The organism is Qipengyuania sp. L-5Y, assembly GCF_056859455.1.
In genome coordinates this window covers 226375-241367 of sequence record NZ_JBSXOM010000032.1, presented here as the reverse complement: position 1 = coordinate 241367, position 14993 = coordinate 226375, and the positions used below count along the sequence as shown (strand labels likewise).

Annotated in this window: 13 protein-coding genes; 7 read left to right on the top strand and 6 right to left on the bottom strand. The window is 60.6% G+C overall.

Features of this window, described 5'->3' with window-relative positions; genetic code table 11:
* Positions 1 to 126: 126 nt before the first annotated feature.
* Positions 127 to 1077 carry an N-formylglutamate amidohydrolase gene (locus AC13F2_RS14805; protein WP_482965656.1) on the top strand — a complete coding sequence of 317 codons (951 nt, stop codon included), beginning with the start codon at positions 127 to 129 and terminating at the stop codon, positions 1075 to 1077.
* Between the two features lie 321 nt (positions 1078 to 1398).
* Here the strand turns inward: AC13F2_RS14805 and AC13F2_RS14800 are convergent, their stop codons facing one another.
* Both AC13F2_RS14800 and AC13F2_RS14795 read right to left on the bottom strand, forming a co-directional pair.
* Positions 1399 to 2187 (bottom strand): SapC family protein, encoded by a 789-nt coding sequence (locus AC13F2_RS14800; RefSeq protein WP_196845938.1) that lies wholly within the window; start codon positions 2185 to 2187, stop codon positions 1399 to 1401.
* A 64-nt stretch (positions 2188 to 2251) separates the two neighbouring features.
* Positions 2252 to 3700, bottom strand: coding sequence for an FAD-binding oxidoreductase (locus AC13F2_RS14795; RefSeq protein ID WP_482965655.1), 1449 nt, complete (start codon positions 3698 to 3700; stop codon positions 2252 to 2254).
* 227 nt (positions 3701 to 3927) lie between these two features.
* On the opposite strand from AC13F2_RS14795, the gene AC13F2_RS14790 reads away from it, so the two are divergent.
* From AC13F2_RS14790 to AC13F2_RS14780, 3 genes are all read left to right on the top strand, one after another.
* Positions 3928 to 4428, top strand: coding sequence for a hypothetical protein (locus AC13F2_RS14790; protein WP_482965654.1), 501 nt, complete (start codon positions 3928 to 3930; stop codon positions 4426 to 4428).
* A 119-nt stretch (positions 4429 to 4547) separates the two neighbouring features.
* Complete coding sequence (locus AC13F2_RS14785) at positions 4548 to 5903, top strand: DEAD/DEAH box helicase (RefSeq protein WP_482965742.1); 1356 nt, start codon at positions 4548 to 4550, stop codon at positions 5901 to 5903.
* Between the two features lie 90 nt (positions 5904 to 5993).
* On the top strand, positions 5994 to 6773 hold the full coding sequence (locus AC13F2_RS14780) for a sterol desaturase family protein (RefSeq protein WP_482970477.1): 780 nt from the start codon (positions 5994 to 5996) through the stop codon (positions 6771 to 6773).
* Here the strand turns inward: AC13F2_RS14780 and AC13F2_RS14775 are convergent.
* Positions 6770 to 9079, bottom strand: a complete 2310-nt coding sequence (locus AC13F2_RS14775) for an ATP-dependent helicase (RefSeq protein WP_482965652.1) — start codon at positions 9077 to 9079, stop codon at positions 6770 to 6772. The genes AC13F2_RS14780 and AC13F2_RS14775 overlap by 4 nt on opposite strands.
* Before the next feature lie 124 nt (positions 9080 to 9203).
* Between AC13F2_RS14775 and AC13F2_RS14770 the strand changes: the two genes are divergently transcribed.
* Both AC13F2_RS14770 and AC13F2_RS14765 read left to right on the top strand, forming a co-directional pair.
* Positions 9204 to 9830 (top strand): hypothetical protein, encoded by a 627-nt coding sequence (locus AC13F2_RS14770; protein ID WP_482965651.1) that lies wholly within the window; start codon positions 9204 to 9206, stop codon positions 9828 to 9830.
* Positions 9831 to 10127: 297 nt separating this feature from the next.
* Entirely contained in the window at positions 10128 to 10622 is a 495-nt protein-coding gene (locus tag AC13F2_RS14765) for a hypothetical protein (protein WP_482965650.1), read from the top strand.
* Between the two features lie 15 nt (positions 10623 to 10637).
* Here the strand turns inward: AC13F2_RS14765 and rsmD are convergent, their stop codons facing one another.
* The 3 genes from rsmD to AC13F2_RS14750 form a co-directional block, all read right to left on the bottom strand.
* The gene (gene rsmD / locus AC13F2_RS14760) at positions 10638 to 11183 is read right to left on the bottom strand and encodes a 16S rRNA (guanine(966)-N(2))-methyltransferase RsmD (protein ID WP_482965649.1); all 546 of its coding nucleotides are present in this window, start codon (positions 11181 to 11183) and stop codon (positions 10638 to 10640) included.
* Complete coding sequence (locus AC13F2_RS14755) at positions 11180 to 11944, bottom strand: pseudouridine synthase (RefSeq protein ID WP_482965648.1); 765 nt, start codon at positions 11942 to 11944, stop codon at positions 11180 to 11182. Before AC13F2_RS14755 ends, rsmD begins: the two co-directional genes overlap by 4 nt.
* Before the next feature lie 71 nt (positions 11945 to 12015).
* Positions 12016 to 13179, bottom strand: a complete 1164-nt coding sequence (locus AC13F2_RS14750) for an aromatic ring-hydroxylating oxygenase subunit alpha (RefSeq protein ID WP_375246671.1) — start codon at positions 13177 to 13179, stop codon at positions 12016 to 12018.
* A gap of 71 nt (positions 13180 to 13250) precedes the next feature.
* On the opposite strand from AC13F2_RS14750, the gene AC13F2_RS14745 reads away from it, so the two are divergent.
* Positions 13251 to 14978 carry an AmpG family muropeptide MFS transporter gene (locus tag AC13F2_RS14745; protein ID WP_482965647.1) on the top strand — a complete coding sequence of 576 codons (1728 nt, stop codon included), beginning with the start codon at positions 13251 to 13253 and terminating at the stop codon, positions 14976 to 14978.
* Positions 14979 to 14993: the final 15 nt, after the last annotated feature.

The following is a 14993-nucleotide window of genomic DNA, read 5'->3' as shown; positions in this document are numbered from 1 at the left end:
CCACCGCTTTAAAAAAGCATGTATCGCAAACGGGTAATGTAAATATGGGACAGTTTTTGCGCACCGTAGCCGGGGCTTGGCAATTCCGGTCTTGATTAATGATCTTTCGCGGACAACGCTCGTTCGATGCGGGAGATTCAGTCAGAATCGGCGACGGATATCGAGCTTTCGAGTGGCGGGCAGATTGCCGGATGTGCCGGACCGGCCTATCGGCTTTGGCGCTCGGCGCAATGCAGCGTTCCGGTTCTTGTATCAGTTCCACATAGCGGGAGGTGTTATCCCGAGGCGGTCGTTTCGGCACTTCGAGATTCCGCGCAGGCAATGCTTCGGCTTGAGGATCGCTATATCGACGTCGTCGCCCGCCCAGTTGCGGCGGCGGCGGGGGCTAGCCTGATGATGGCAGAAGCGCCTCGCGCAATGATCGATCTGAACCGGTCGGCGGACGATATCGATTGGTCGATGGTCCGCGGCGAAAAACCGCGTGCGGTTCGGCACTCGCTTGCCAATCGTCGTTCACGCAATGGGTTGGGCCTCGTACCGCGCCGCATTCCCGGCATGGGGGAAATCTGGCGGCAACCACTTGAGAAGGCTGAGCTCGATAGCTGGATCGAAGGGATTTACAGGCCCTATCACATGGCTCTGGCCAGTGAATTGGAAAGGCTGCGCGATCGGTGGGGCGCTGTGCTTTTGATTGACCTGCATTCGATGCCGCCGCTGCGGAAAACCCATCCGGAGGACCGACCGGCCGAATTCGTGATCGGCGATCGGTTCGGCGCTTCCTGTGATCCCGGATTGGTCGATCTGGCCATTCGCTATCTTTCGGCGCACGGTCGGCGTGTTGCGCACAATCGTCCTTATTCGGGAGGATACGTCCTTGATCGATATGGGCAAACCGCGCGAGGCGTACATGCCATGCAGATAGAGGTGTGCCGCACGTCGTATCTCGATGCCAATCTCGATCAGCCGAGTTTTCGGGCGGGGGCGATCACTAAATTGCTGGCAGGGCTTGTCGAGACGATGGCTGCTGAGGTGGAGGCCATCAGTGGCAACCGGCAGATGCCACAGGCAGCGGAGTAGGTAGGCGATAAAAAACCACCTCGCGCAGTTGCGCGAGGTGGCCAAGGTTCAGGGAGGAAATGCACTCACGTGCATCTGCCGGAAGAGCCATGAGGGGAAGCCCTGCCGGCATCACCAAAATAGGTCGGTATAAGGCCGTTTCAAGCGGTTCGGAGAGATTCGGCGCTGACTTAAAACAGTTCGCCGCAATGCACCTCGTCAGAGGCGAGATGCCGAAGAGTGTCGGCAAGAGCGCGGTTCTCCAAAGTAGCGAGGTCGGTAAATAGAAAGAGGGCGCAACCCGCATGCGGGCGCGCCCTCGATTTGCTGGGTTTTGAGGCCTTACGCAGTAGGCACTGCCGCGGTGGCGGCGTCGGGCTGCGGGACTTTGCCCTGCTGGATCTGACGACCGAAGATCGTGCGCATCATGTCCATCGAAAAGATCTGTGCCCAGATGAGCGGCAGCAAGCCATTCTCGGTCCACTTGCGCAACTGATCGCCGCGAAGTTCGCGCAGCTTTTCCTGATTGATCATCTGGAAACCGCGATAAACGAAAGGCTTGTCATTACCCTGTTCCGTGATGGCGACTTCGCCTTCCATCAGCAGGTCGTGGTCCTTCAATTCCTTCATGAAATTCTGCGTGCGTTGACCGGCATGCTCGAACTGTTCGCAGAAGTTGAGGATTTCCTTGGTGCCTTCGCTGGGCTGACCATCTTCAAAAAGAGGCTGGCCATCTTCGAACTCGCCGATGTTTTCAGCAGTCGGATCGAAGCACAGCGAAAGATCGTCGCTGTTCTGGTTCAGCCGAGCAAGCATGAACGGGTAACGACGGACATAGGCAGGAATGTAAACCTGCTCGGTGACAGTGCCTTCATCGTCGCAGAAGGTGTTTACGCCATCGTTGAGGCCCATCAGTGCCAGCGGCACGGCATCGGGGCCGGTGGAAAACACGATCGGCATGTCACGCTGTGCCTGCACGAATTCATCGACTGTCAGCGGGATGGCATGCTGCTTGGCAAGCCATGGCGCCTTGGTCATCGGACGCGAGCGATAGTTCGCATGGTCCTTGCTGTTGAGCGGCATGAGGTCTTTGAAAAACAGGGGCAGGTTGGGCTGCGGCGCGCTGGCCATGGATCTCTCCGAAATTCAGTTGGATTGTCGACAAGCCGGCAGGCAAGCGTTCGAAGCGGGCGCTTTACGGTGTTGGCGCGTCGGGTGCAAGCGGCACGAGTTTGCCAGGATTGAGTATTCCCTGTGGGTCGAGCGCCTGTTTTATAGTCCGCATTAGTCCTAGCGCCACGGGATCGCCAAGCCTGCTTAATTCGACACGCTTCATCTGACCGATCCCGTGTTCCGCGCTGATCGATCCGCCAAACTCGGTGACAAGATCATGCACAAATGCGCTGATGATTTTGCCGTCAGTCCTTTCCCAATCGCCTTGGACGGCTCCTGGGGGGGCAAGTACGTGATAATGGATATTCCCGTCGCCAAGATGCCCGAATCCAATTGCTGTCGTGCCGGGAAATCGTTTTTCGATTTCGGGAGAGGCGGTTTCGACGAACTCGGCCATGCGCGCCACAGGGACGGAAATGTCATGCTGCATCGCCGGGCCGATGGCTCTTTCTGCAGGAGAGATGCTCTCGCGCAGCAACCAAAAAGCTTCCGCCTGCGCCTCGCTCGCAGAAATGACGGCGTCTTCGATGAGGTCAAGTTTCATAGCGCTGTGCAGCACGTCTTCGGCGAGCCCGTCGATAGCATCTGCCTCAGTAGCTTCGGCGACCAGTTCGACCAGTGCGTACCATGCGTGGTCACTGGACAATGGACTTCGCGAATTGGGCAGATGTGCGAGCACCGACTGGAGGCAATGGTGAGGCAGCACCTCGAAGCCTTCTAGCGCATCGCCTGCACGTTTCTCGCAGTGAAGCAGCAATTCGCGCGCCCTCGAAATGCTCGACAAGCCGATCCATGCCACACGCCGCTGCGCCGTTTGCGGCACGAGACGCAATGTGGCGGCCGTAACAATTCCAAGAGTCCCTTCAGAACCGATCAGCAATTGTTTAAGATCGAAACCGCGATTATCTTTCTTGAGCGGGACGAGGTTCGAAAAAACGGAACCATCGGCCAGCACACCCTCCAAGCCGAGAACCTGCGCACGCATGGTACCGTGGCGCAGGACTTGCGTGCCCCCGGCATTGGTTGAAACAAGGCCACCAATCGTGGCCGATCCCTTCCCCCCGAGGGTCAGAGGAAACCGAAGGCCGTTCGCTTCTGCGGCCTCGTGCAGCGTTTGCAAGACCACACCGGCGTCGCAGGTGACCTGCTGGGCAGCGACGTCCAGCTCGCGGATTGTGTTCATCCGGCGAAGTGAAAGAATCACGCTGTTGCCCCCGTCGTCTGGCGTGGCACCGCCCGACATTCCGCTGTTACCGCCCTGTGGTACGATCGGTACGCCATGCGCGCTGCACAGCGTCACGAAGCGCGACACTTCATCGGTCGACGCGGGAGATGCCAGCCCGACAGCCTTGCCGGTGTAGCGGCCGCGCCAGTCGGTCAGCCACGGCTCCACAAGATTCTTGTCGTATGTGAACCCTCGCGGCCCCAGCAACTCTGCCGCTGCGCTTCGGAACGTGTCTCTGTCTCTCATAATGCGGCGTCTTTGCCACATCCTGACAAGTGATTACCAGCACTTGCCAATCTATGCCGAACAATTAAGCCCGCATTCAAGCGTGGGGGCACATCGGCATTCTCTGGATTCCCGCACGTCACCAAACCTGCGGGCAGAGGAGCTTTCGTACCAACCCCATGTCCTTGCTTTCCCCCCTGGCTGCTATGCTTATCGCATTGGGCACTCCGCAGGGGACGGGATCTGACATGGCCGCACGTCATACCCAGGATAGCGAGGCTGGGTCGGTCGATCTGAAGTCGCTGTCTGCGCGTAGGCCGGTATGGCGCGGATTCGTCGACACGACGATAATACCGATCGTCAATCAGGTCAGGATCGAGCGGCGGGTCATCATGCGCGTCAGCCCGCGGCCGAGCAGCATCAGCCGAAGCATGTTGAGCGAGTTGCCGCAGCAGGCGGTTCCCCCACGGTTGGTCGAGCGTCCGCACGGGAAATGTGTCGATGCCGGCGACATCGTGGGTGTTTCCGATCGTGGTAGCAGGTTGATGATGTACATGCGGGACCGGCACATCATTTCGGCCGAGTTGGAAAAGTCCTGCAGCCCCCGCGACTTCTACCTCGGGTTTTATGTCGAGCGTAGCGAGGACGGGAAACTTTGCGTGGATCGCGACCGGCTGATGTCGAGGGCCGGAGCGAAATGCAGGATTTCCCATTTCAGCCGCCTCGTAGCGGTGGGCGGGGATCGCTGAAGGGCGACTAACGCCGTTTTCTTGACTTTTACCGCATTTCCAGCGAATGGCGGCGCCAGCCGATGCTGCGCATGCGCAATTTCGCATCGGCCTATGTTCCAGGGACAATTTCGAACCACATGACTTTTGCCGATCTCGGCCTTTCCGAAGACTTGCTCAGGGCAGTAAGCGAAGCCGGCTATACCGAGCCGACCGACATCCAGCGCGAGGCCATCCCGCCGGTGCTGATGATGAAGGACATCATCGGTATAGCCCAGACGGGTACGGGCAAGACGGCGAGTTTCGTGCTGCCCATGATCGACATCATGGCAAGCGGCCGCCGGCGGGCGCTGATGCCGCGTTCGCTGATCCTGGCACCGACCCGCGAGCTGGCAGCCCAGGTCGCCGAAAACTTCGAGAAATACGGCAAGAATCACGACCTCAAGCTCGCCTTGCTGATCGGCGGCGTGCAGATGGGCGATCAGGTCAAGGCGCTGAACGAAGGCGTCGATGTGCTGATTGCGACGCCGGGCCGCCTGATGGATCTGTTCGAGCGGGGCAAGATCCTGCTGAATGGCTGCGAACTGCTGGTTATCGACGAAGCGGACCGCATGCTCGACATGGGTTTCATTCCCGACATCGAGTTCATCTGTTCGAAACTGCCCGAAACGCGGCAGACGATGCTTTTCTCGGCGACGATGCCGCCCCCGATCGAGAAGCTGACAAAGAAATTCCTCAATAATCCCAAGCGGATCGAGGTCAGCCGCGCCGCGACAACGAATAAAGACATCACTGCTTTCAAGATTCCGGTGAAGAGCCGCCAGAAGCGCGAGACGCTGCGCTGGCTGCTCAATCACGACCAGGTCGAAACCGCGATCGTCTTTGCCAACCGCAAGACGACGGTGCGCGAGCTCAACAAGAGCCTGCAGCGCCACGGATTCCGCAGCGGCGAAATCCACGGGGACATGGATCAATCGAATCGCCTGAAGGAACTCGACCGGTTCAAGAAGGGCGAGATCAACATTCTCGTCGCATCGGACGTTGCAGCGCGCGGCCTCGACGTAAAAGGCGTGAGCCACGTGTTCAATTTCGACACGCCCTGGCACCCGGACGATTACGTTCACCGCATTGGTCGTACGGGCAGGGCGGGCGCCAAGGGACGCGCGTTCACCTTCGTTGCAGAAGAAGACGCCGAGGCGATCGCCAACGTTGAAAAGCTGACCGGTGCGAAAGTACCCGTGTTCGGCAAGAAGGACGTGCGCGTCGATCTGGTCGAGAACACGCCGAAGCCCAAAGAGACGGCGGAACCGGAAGAGCAGCCCAAGCGCAGCCGGAAGAAGCGCGAGGACGACGAGGTCGCACCGCGGACCAAGCCGGAGCGCGCGCCGAAGGCCAAGCGCGAGCCGCGCAGAAGCCGTAACGAAGACGATGTGCCGGTTGCAGCGGGCGAATGGAACGGGCCGCGCCCGGGCTTTCTCGACATCTCCGCCACCTGATTTAACGGGTTCCTAACTACAGCCGCGGCATATCGGCGGTTTATGGAAACGATAGCCCACCACGCGCTGATGGCGCTGACTATCTTGGCGATGGCCGGTTCATTGTTTGGTGCGCTGGCTCTGGTGCTCAAGCGCCGTGCGATTGGAAAAGCGCTGATGCGCGTGCATGGTGAGTTCACTACAAACCTTGCGTTGATGCTGTTTAATGTCGTTCTTCTCGCTCCGCTATTCGCCATGCCAGAAGGGTTCATTCGCAATCACATCGCTGTGATGCCCGCGATGATGGCATTCTGGAGCAATAGTTACGATGTGATCGTCGTCGCAGTTACCGTGCTTGTGTCCGATTTTGTCGTTTACTGGCGGCATCGAGCGGAACACCATCCCATGCTCTGGCCGATCCACGCAACCCATCATGCAGACACGGCGCTGCATTGGCTTTCGGTGCAGCGCAAACACCCGCTGAGCAAGCTGTTTAGTGTATTGATCGACGTCTGGATCCTTTTTTTGATCGGCTTCCCGGAATGGGCGATCGCAACGGCCGGCGTTCTTCGCAGTTGGTGGGCATTTTTTATTCACGCCGATGTCCCATGGACTCTGGGTCTCTTGGGCAAGGTAATGATTTCACCAGCCGCGCATCGGCTCCACCATATTCGCGACGAAGCGCTGATGGGGGCCAATTATGGCAATACGGTCACGCTGTGGGATCGGCTTTTCGGAACCTATCGGGACCCGGCACCCCATCTGAATTGCGAGACGGGCATCGCGGAAGGTACGCGGGGCTTTCTCGGTGAGCTAGGTCGTCCATTCGAGAGGCGATACTGGAAGCGTGAAAGTACGCCGCTTGAGCCGAAACGCGGTGAGGCGGTCTAGTCGGCCAGGGTGACGAAGCTGTCGAGGACGCGTTTTTCGCCGGCTTTTTCGAAATCGATGGTCAGCTTGTTGCCTTCCTGGCCGGTTACGGTGCCGTAGCCGAACTTGTCATGGAAGACGCGGGCGCCATCGGCGATGTCGCTACGGGGCTTGGCGGCGAAGCTGGCGGCGCTGCGGCCCGGTTCGGCTATACGCTTGGGCGTCGAATCGTATTTCGTCGACAGGGCCCGTTGCCATCCGGGGCCACGCGCGCCCGAGCGATCCGGGCGGTTGGAGGAAACGTGGGCGAAGGGGTCGTCAGTCTCGCTCCAGTTCGCGCGCCAGAGCGAGGCACCACCGGTCATGGTGGTTTCGCTCTTCACGTGTTCTTCGGGTAGTTCCTCGATAAAGCGGCTGGGTATCGAACTGGTCCACTGGCCATAGATGCGGCGGTTTGCGGCGTGAAAGATCGAGCAGCGGCGCTTGGCGCGCGTGATCGCGACATAGGCGAGGCGGCGCTCTTCCTCGAGGCTGGCCAGCCCGCCTTCGTCGATAGCGCGTTGGCTGGGAAAGACGCCTTCTTCCCAACCGGGGAGGAAGACATGATCGAACTCCAGCCCCTTGGCCGCATGCATGGTCATGATGGTGACTTTCTCACCGTCATTGGCCCGTTCATTGTCCATCACCAGGCTGACATGTTCGAGGAAATCGCCGAGCGTGTCGTATTCTTCCATGGCGCGGGCCAGTTCGGTCAGGTTTTCGAGGCGACCCGCGCTCTCGGCGCTGCGATCCTTCTGCAGCATGTCCTCGTAGCCGCTTTCGGCGATCACCGTGCGCAACAGTTCGGACGGCGTGATCTGTTCCGATAGCTCCCGCCAGTGAACGAACTGGCCCAGCAGGCCGATCAGAGTGTTGCGTGCGCGCGCCGGCAATTCGTCCGTATCGCACAGATCGAGACTGGCGGCGGCCAGCGGCGTCTGCGTGCGGCGCGCATGGCGGCGCATGGCTTCCAGCGTCTTTGCGCCAAGGCCGCGCTTGGGTTGATTGTAGATCCGTTCGAATGCCAGATCATCGGCCGGCTGGGCAATGGTGCGCAAATAAGCGAGCGCATCGCGGATCTCGGCCCGTTCGTAGAAGCGGAAGCCACCCACAATGCGATAGTTGAGGCCGATCTGGATGAAGCGGTCTTCGAATTCGCGCGTCTGATATTGTGCGCGAACGAGAATGGCGACCTCGTCCAGCGGAGCGCCTTCGGCTTCCAGCCGCTCTATCTCTTCGCCCACGCGGCGCGCTTCTTCGGGCGCATCCCAGACACCGATAACCCGGACCTTTTCGCCGGCGGGCAGTTCGGTCCACAGCGTCTTGCCGAGCCGTTCGCTATTGGCATCGATAAGCCCCGATGCCGCGGCAAGGATCTGCGGCGTGGAGCGGTAGTTCTGTTCAAGCTTGATCACAGCTGCGCCAGGAAAATCCTTTTCAAACTTGAGGATATTGGCGACTTCTGCGCCGCGCCATGAATATATGGACTGATCATCATCGCCCACCACGCAGATGTTCTTGCGCGCCTGGGCAAGCAGGCGCAGCCAGAGGTACTGAACCTGATTGGTATCCTGATATTCGTCGACGAGGATGTATTTGAAGCGCTGCTGATACTGTTCCAGCACATCGCGGTGATCGCGAAAGATGTTGAGGATATGCAATAGCAAATCGCCGAAGTCGCAGGCGTTGAGGGTCTTGAGGCGGTCCTGATACAGTTTGTAGAACTGCGCGCCGCGGCCATTGGCATAAGCTTCATTTTCGACCGCATCGAGATCGCCCGGATTGAGCCCACGGTTCTTCCACCGGTCGATCAAACCGGCCAGTTGGCGGGCGGGCCAGCGCTTTTCGTCGAGATCGTTTTCCTGGATCAACTGCTTGAGCAGACGAAGCTGATCGTCGGTATCGATGATCGTGTAATTGCTTTCAAGTCCCACCAGTTCGGCGTGACGGCGCAGCATGCGTGCGCCGATGGAATGGAACGTCCCCAACCACGGCATGCCTTCGACCGCATCCCCGATGTGACGGCCCACACGCTCGCGCATTTCGCGCGCTGCCTTGTTGGTGAAGGTTACGCACAGGATTTCGCTTGGCCATGCGCGCCGGGTTGCGATGAGATGTGCCAAACGTGCGGTGAGTGCCGCGGTCTTGCCGGTGCCCGCCCCAGCAAGCATCAACACCGGTCCTTCCGTGGTCAATACGGCATCGCGCTGGGGTGCGTTCAACTGGGCCGCATAGGCGGGAATCTGCGCCTTTTCGAGCGCGCCGGACGAGGGTGATGGGTCGGACATGAAGTCCGGAACAGCTAGGGAACGCCAAGGCAGAACACAAGCCCTGCGCATGGCCCCCCTCTGGAACCGACGACCCGTTTCCTGCGTAAGACGGACAATGACAACGATAATGGAGACTTCTCCTATGCGTAATCTTATTTTCGCCGGCGCCGCAGCAATTGCCTTTACGGCCGTTCCTGCCATCGCGCAGGACGTGGCAGTAGATGCCGACGGTACGGTCTATGTCCTGACCGACGAGCAGCAGACGATGTATGACGGCTGGCCTGCCGAGCGGCAGACGACCTATGACGCCTGGCCTGACGAGGTGCAGGAATATTACTGGACGCTAACCCCGGCGCAGGTTGAAGGCTGGTGGGTGCTGACGGACGATCAGCGCGTGCGCATTTATGAAATGACGCCTGAAGCCCGCACGCAGGCGTGGACGCAGATTTCTTCGCAGATGAGCGCTGCCCCGGCTGCGACCACTTCTGCCCCGTCCAGCACGGCAACAGCGCGTACTGCGACGACCGCCGGTGCGTCCACGAGTTCGGCCGCGCCGCGGTTCGTGAGCAAGGAAGTCACGCAGGCAACCCCTTCGGGTTATGCGGCTGCATCGGGTGAAGACGTGCCCGTCTGCCGCGGCGATCAGCAGGATGGTTGCATCAACAGCTGGGAAAAGAACAAAACTGGCACCCGTCCGCTCGAATACTGGCCGGGCAGGCCCGCGAGTGAAATCGACGAGCCACTGCCTGCGACCAAGCCAGGTTCATAACAACAGGCTTTCCGCTCGCGCGCCCGAAGCTGGCAGCGCGACGCTTGGAGGGGGCGGGGACACCATGGTGTTCCCGCCCCTTTTCGTATTCTCATCATGGTATTAGCGGGTTTTCCTCGAAATGATCTTACGGGGCGAGGCGCAGCTTGCCGCATTTTGAGCACATTTTACGACAAACCGGTCCGCGGCTGCGTTCGAGCCGCATCCAAATCCCTGCACCGTCCGTTGATCCCCCATAATCGAGCACATGCGAATTGTGCCTCAGGACGGCCCAGTGGCCAAACGAAAGGACCAATGATGCGTAAGACATTCTATTACATAGCTGGCGGCGCACTTGCTGCCGTATCTATCCCGGCTGTTGCACAGGACATGACAGCGGAAACCGACACTGCCGATGCTGCGACGACCCCGTCCACGGCTATGACGGCCGAACAACAGGTTTCCTATGACGGATGGCCGACCGAGCAGCAGACCCAGTTCGACGCCTGGCCGGAAGACGTAAAAGCCTATTACTGGGACCTTACACCGGAGCGTCAGGAACTGTTCTGGCGGATTTCAGACGAAAACAAGGTGACGATCACGGCCCTTAGTGCCGAGCAGCAGGCGCAGGCCTGGACTCAGATCGAAGCTCAGGCTGCAGCCCAGACTGCACCGGCAACCACTGCGCCCGCAACAACCGCACCGTCATCCCCTACCGAGCCGATGGCTGATACTACGGCACCGGCCGATCCGATGGGCGACACTACCGCGCCGGTCGAACCCGAAACGGATGCAGCCACCGATCCGATGTAATCGGTCTGGATCAAATCATTGGGCAAGGCGGAGAAGAGATACCTTCGCCTTGCCCATTTTTCTGTCCGCCACGACTTCGAGGCCGCGCAGTTCGCGCTCTTCCCTTGCCCCGGTTTCCAGCGCGACCCAAGTTGCCGGGCCGATCCATCCCAGACGCGTCAGTCGGTCGATGGCGACATGGCCTGCTCCGGTATCGTAAGGCGGATCGAGCAGGATCAGGTCGTGTGGGGCCTTAGCCGGACCGAGGCTCATCACGGAGGCCTGCTGGACGGTCGTGCGTGTCCTCGCGTCGAGGGACTCGATATTCTTCCGGATGGATTTTACCGCATCGGCATCCTGTTCGACGAAGAGACAGGACGCAGCGCCGCGCGATAGCGCTTCGAGCCCGAGCGCACCCGATCCAGCGAACAGGTCGACAACGTTAACTCCTTCGAACGATCCGAGCCTGCTTGCGAGCATATTGAAGAGCGTTTCGCGCGTGCGATCCGCCGTCGGGCGCGTCACCTCTCCGGGCGGAGCGGTCAGCCTGCGGCCGCGCCATTCGCCTGCGATGATTCTCATTTGCGGACCCGGGTCAATTGCTTGCGGAACCGTTCGACGTCCGCCTGACGGATCTCCACCGCCTGTCCGCGGGCAAGTTCGCCCAGTTCGAACGGACCGTAGCCGACACGCAGCAGGCGATTGACCTGCAGGCCGAGATGTTCGAGCACGAGGCGAACTTCGCGGTTCTTGCCTTCGGTCAGTGTCATCTGAACCCAGCGGTTCTTGCCCGATCCGCGTTCCAGATCGGCTTCGATCCGGCCGTAGCGAATGCCGTCGATTTCGATACCTTCGATCAATTCGTCGAGCTGCGCCTGTGTGATGTCGCCGAAGGCGCGCGCGCGATAGGTGCGGGGAATGCCGGAGGACGGCAGTTCCATCGCGCGCTTCATCTCGCCGTCATTGGTCAGCAGCAGCAGGCCCTCGGTGTTGAAGTCGAGGCGCCCCACGGGCATGACCCGGCCGGCATTCTTGGGCAGGGCGTTGCGCAGCGCCGTGTAGATGGTCGGGCGGCCCTTGGGGTCGCGTTCTGCCGTGATGAGGCCCGAGGGTTTGTGAAACGCAAAGAGGCGCGGCGCTTCGGCCTGGGCAACGGCTTTTCCGTCCACGGTCACACCGTTGAGGTTGTTCAGCTTGACGGCAGGTGTGGTCAGAACCTTACCGTCGATCGACACGCGACCGTCGGCGATCATGCGTTCGATTTCTCGACGGCTCGCTATGCCTGCACGGGCGAGTAACTTGGCGATCCGGTCGCCTTCTTCTGGTAATCGATTGTCGGCCATGGGCGCGCCATTACACACAACCCCGCCCAAGCGGAAGCGCAAGCTGAGCAGAGGCCAGCGCGGGGAGCGCGTCAGTTGGCGGCGCGCAGGGCCTCTTCGACGGTTTCGTGATAGCGCCGGATGCCGCCTTCGAGTGTACCGAGGGTGAGGTGCGGGACCGCCCCCGTGGCGAGCCCCTGCTGCCCGAGCTCGGCCGCGCGGAAATCTTCACCGGCGAACACGCCGCCATCGAGCAGGGCCCAGCTGCGTTCCCAGTGGTCGCGCGCCTTGTCGGTCGCGGGGTGTTCCGGAATGAGCATGAAATCTTCGACCAGCGTGCGGTCGTGCGCCTGCGGCATCATCACCATGACATTGATATAGTCCGGGCTGGGGATGATGAGGGCGCCCGGCAGAAGTTGGTAGGCGAAGGTCACCACACGGCGCAGCTGCGCCATATCCTCCAGATCGATGCCTTCCATTTCCTCGAGCCGCCCCACAGCGCTGCGCGAATGGGGGCCGATCATATCGCCGCTGGTGGCGCCATCCTTGAAGAAGGGGCCGATGGTCTTCGCATGCAGGCGCGTGACGTGATAGCTTTCCAGAAAGGCGTCCATGATGAGCTTCCAGTTACCGGCGACCTCGTGCGTCTTGCGGCGAAACAGGACCTGGTCGCCCATGCCTAGTGCATCGAAATCCTGTCCGATCTCTTCCGCCAGCGAGAAATCGGCTGGGCCGTCCTGCGGGCAGAACCAGATCAGGCCACCGGTCTCCCTGCTGGGCAGTTCGACAAGGCCGTAGTCGCTCTTGTCGAGGCCCGGGAAGGTGTCGGGCCGGGGCAGGGCGAGCAATCGCCCGTCCACCGAATAGGTCCATGCGTGGTAGGGGCAGACAAGCTTCTTGGTACATTGCACCTCGGCGCCTTCCACCAGCCGGGTGCCACGGTGGCGGCAGACGTTGAGGAATACGCGGGCCGTGCCGTCGCCATCGCGCGTGATCAGGAGGGGGCGCCCGGTTGCATCGTGGGGGACTGCCATCCCGGGGTCCGGAAGCAGCGCCGACGGGGCGAGGATCTGCGGCAGCCGGTCGTAGATCGCGGCCTTCTCGCGCGCCCAGTATCCGGGATCGGTGTAGACGCTGGCGGGGACGGTGGTAGCCTGCGAGGAATCGCGCATGCGCCCGTCTGCGATGTCCTTCGCCAAAGCCAGCATGCCGTCGGTTGGTCGCCGCGCCGAATGTTTGGTGTCGACATCGCTCATGACGCCTGTTCCTCTCTCTCACACTCCGTTAGTGTTGCAAATTACACGCCCGATAGGAAGGACGCTAGGGAATGGCCGCGGTCGCAGAACATAAGAAAAAGATTTCAGCCTGGCGAGCGCTTGGTCTGGCGCTCGGCAACCGCAAGACCGGCTTCATGCTGCTGTTCGGCTTTGCCAGCGGGCTGCCGTTCGCACTTTTCTTGGGCACGCTGTTTGCCTGGCTGACCGAGGCGGATGTGGACCTCGAGACGATGGGCATCTTCTCGCTCATCGGGCTGGCTTACGCATTCCAGTTCCTGTGGTCGCCGCTGATCGACAAGGTCGACATTCCGCTGCTGCGAAAGCTGGGCCGGCGCAAGCAATGGATCATCCCGATGCAGCTTCTGCTGGGGGCGATCCTGGTGACGATGAGCGTGCTCGAACCGCGAACGCAGCTCGGCATGTTCTCGCTGCTCGCAGGGATCGGCGCCTTTGCCAGTGCGACACAGGATATCGCGATCAATGCATGGCGCATCGATGTCGCAGACGAAGTGGCGACGATCGACATTCTCTCCACCGTCTACCAGATGGGTTATCGCCTCTCCTCTCTGGTGGGCGGCGCGCTCGGCCTGATTATCGCTGCGCGGATCGGCTGGCCGGAAACCTATATGATGATGGGCGGCATCTTGCTGTTCGTCGGCGCGGTCGGCCTGTTCGCTCCGAATGCGGAAGGCGCGGCCGAACTGACGGAGGGCGACGAACAGGTTCGGGCGCTGCGCAAGGCAGGTGAACTGGTACCTTCCGTGCGGAACCGCGCACTGGCCGCCGTTGCGCTTCTATGGGCACTGGCCATCGGTGCCGTGCTGGCCTTCATGATCATGTCGATGACGTATGCGCCCGAAGATCGACCCAATCCGACCGATTTTACGCTCACATGGGGGCCGTGGATCATCGTGGCGACGATCATTCTGCCCGCACTGATCGCAGGCTGGCTGTCGAGCCAGCAGAAGCAGGGGCGGAACCTGCTTGCCGAAGATGCACCGGCCGTGGGCGGAACTGCGTATGCGCTGGACCATCTCTACCGTGCACTGGTGCTGCCCTTGGTGGAATTCGTGGGCCGCCTGGGCTGGTCGCTGGTGCTGATCCTGGCCGTCGTGCTGACCTATCGGATCTGCGATGCGATCTGGGGTACTTTTGCGTATCCGTTCTATCTGGGCGAGCTGCAGTATACCAATGACGACGTGGCCTTCGCGTCCAAGTTCTTCGGCGTTGGGGCAATCATCGCGGGGCTGGCGCTGGGGGGGCTGATGCTGACCACCATCGGGCGGATGGCAACACTGCTGATCGGCGGTATCCTCGCAGCGCTGACGAACTTGCTGTATGCCGACATGGCCATCGGCGGTGCGAATATGCAGGCGTTCAGCGATGCAATAGGCTTTACCTATCTGATCGAGCAGGTGCCGGGTATCGGCGATGCCGATCTGGCCAGACTGACTATCACCATCGCTTTCGAAAACCTGGCGATCGGTATAGCGGGCGCGGCCTATATCGCCTGGCTGTCATCGATCGTGTCGAAGAAGTTCAGCGCAGTCCAATATGCGCTTCTGTCGTCCCTGACACTGCTGGTCGGGACGCTCGGCCGCGGGGCACTGGGCGAGATGATCGAGAACCAGGGTTATTACGACGTCTTCATACTGACGACGTGGATCGGGTTGGGGGCAGCAGTGCTGGTATGCATCGAATGGTGGCGAGTCAGCCGTGCGAAGGATGATGCCGGCATTATTGCGCCCGAGGCCGGAGCCGCTGAGCCAGCCGAATGAGCTTGGCGGGAGCGC

Bases quoted from the DNA above. Each gene is read 5' to 3' on its own strand.
- AC13F2_RS14780 (WP_482970477.1), top strand. From the start codon at position 5,994: ATGGCCGGTTCATTGTTTGGTGCGCTGGCTCTGGTGCTCAAGCGCCGT.
- AC13F2_RS14790 (WP_482965654.1), top strand. From the start codon at position 3,928: ATGGCCGCACGTCATACCCAGGATAGCGAGGCTGGGTCGGTCGATCTG.
- AC13F2_RS14745 (WP_482965647.1), top strand. From the start codon at position 13,251: ATGGCCGCGGTCGCAGAACATAAGAAAAAGATTTCAGCCTGGCGAGCG.
- AC13F2_RS14765 (WP_482965650.1), top strand. From the start codon at position 10,128: ATGCGTAAGACATTCTATTACATAGCTGGCGGCGCACTTGCTGCCGTA.
- AC13F2_RS14755 (WP_482965648.1), bottom strand. From the start codon at position 11,944: ATGGCCGACAATCGATTACCAGAAGAAGGCGACCGGATCGCCAAGTTA.
- AC13F2_RS14800 (WP_196845938.1), bottom strand. From the start codon at position 2,187: ATGGCCAGCGCGCCGCAGCCCAACCTGCCCCTGTTTTTCAAAGACCTC.
- rsmD (WP_482965649.1), bottom strand. From the start codon at position 11,183: ATGAGAATCATCGCAGGCGAATGGCGCGGCCGCAGGCTGACCGCTCCG.
- AC13F2_RS14750 (WP_375246671.1), bottom strand. From the start codon at position 13,179: ATGAGCGATGTCGACACCAAACATTCGGCGCGGCGACCAACCGACGGC.
- AC13F2_RS14775 (WP_482965652.1), bottom strand. From the start codon at position 9,079: ATGTCCGACCCATCACCCTCGTCCGGCGCGCTCGAAAAGGCGCAGATT.
- AC13F2_RS14785 (WP_482965742.1), top strand. From the start codon at position 4,548: ATGACTTTTGCCGATCTCGGCCTTTCCGAAGACTTGCTCAGGGCAGTA.
- AC13F2_RS14770 (WP_482965651.1), top strand. From the start codon at position 9,204: ATGCGTAATCTTATTTTCGCCGGCGCCGCAGCAATTGCCTTTACGGCC.
- AC13F2_RS14795 (WP_482965655.1), bottom strand. From the start codon at position 3,700: ATGAGAGACAGAGACACGTTCCGAAGCGCAGCGGCAGAGTTGCTGGGG.
- AC13F2_RS14805 (WP_482965656.1), top strand. From the start codon at position 127: ATGCGGGAGATTCAGTCAGAATCGGCGACGGATATCGAGCTTTCGAGT.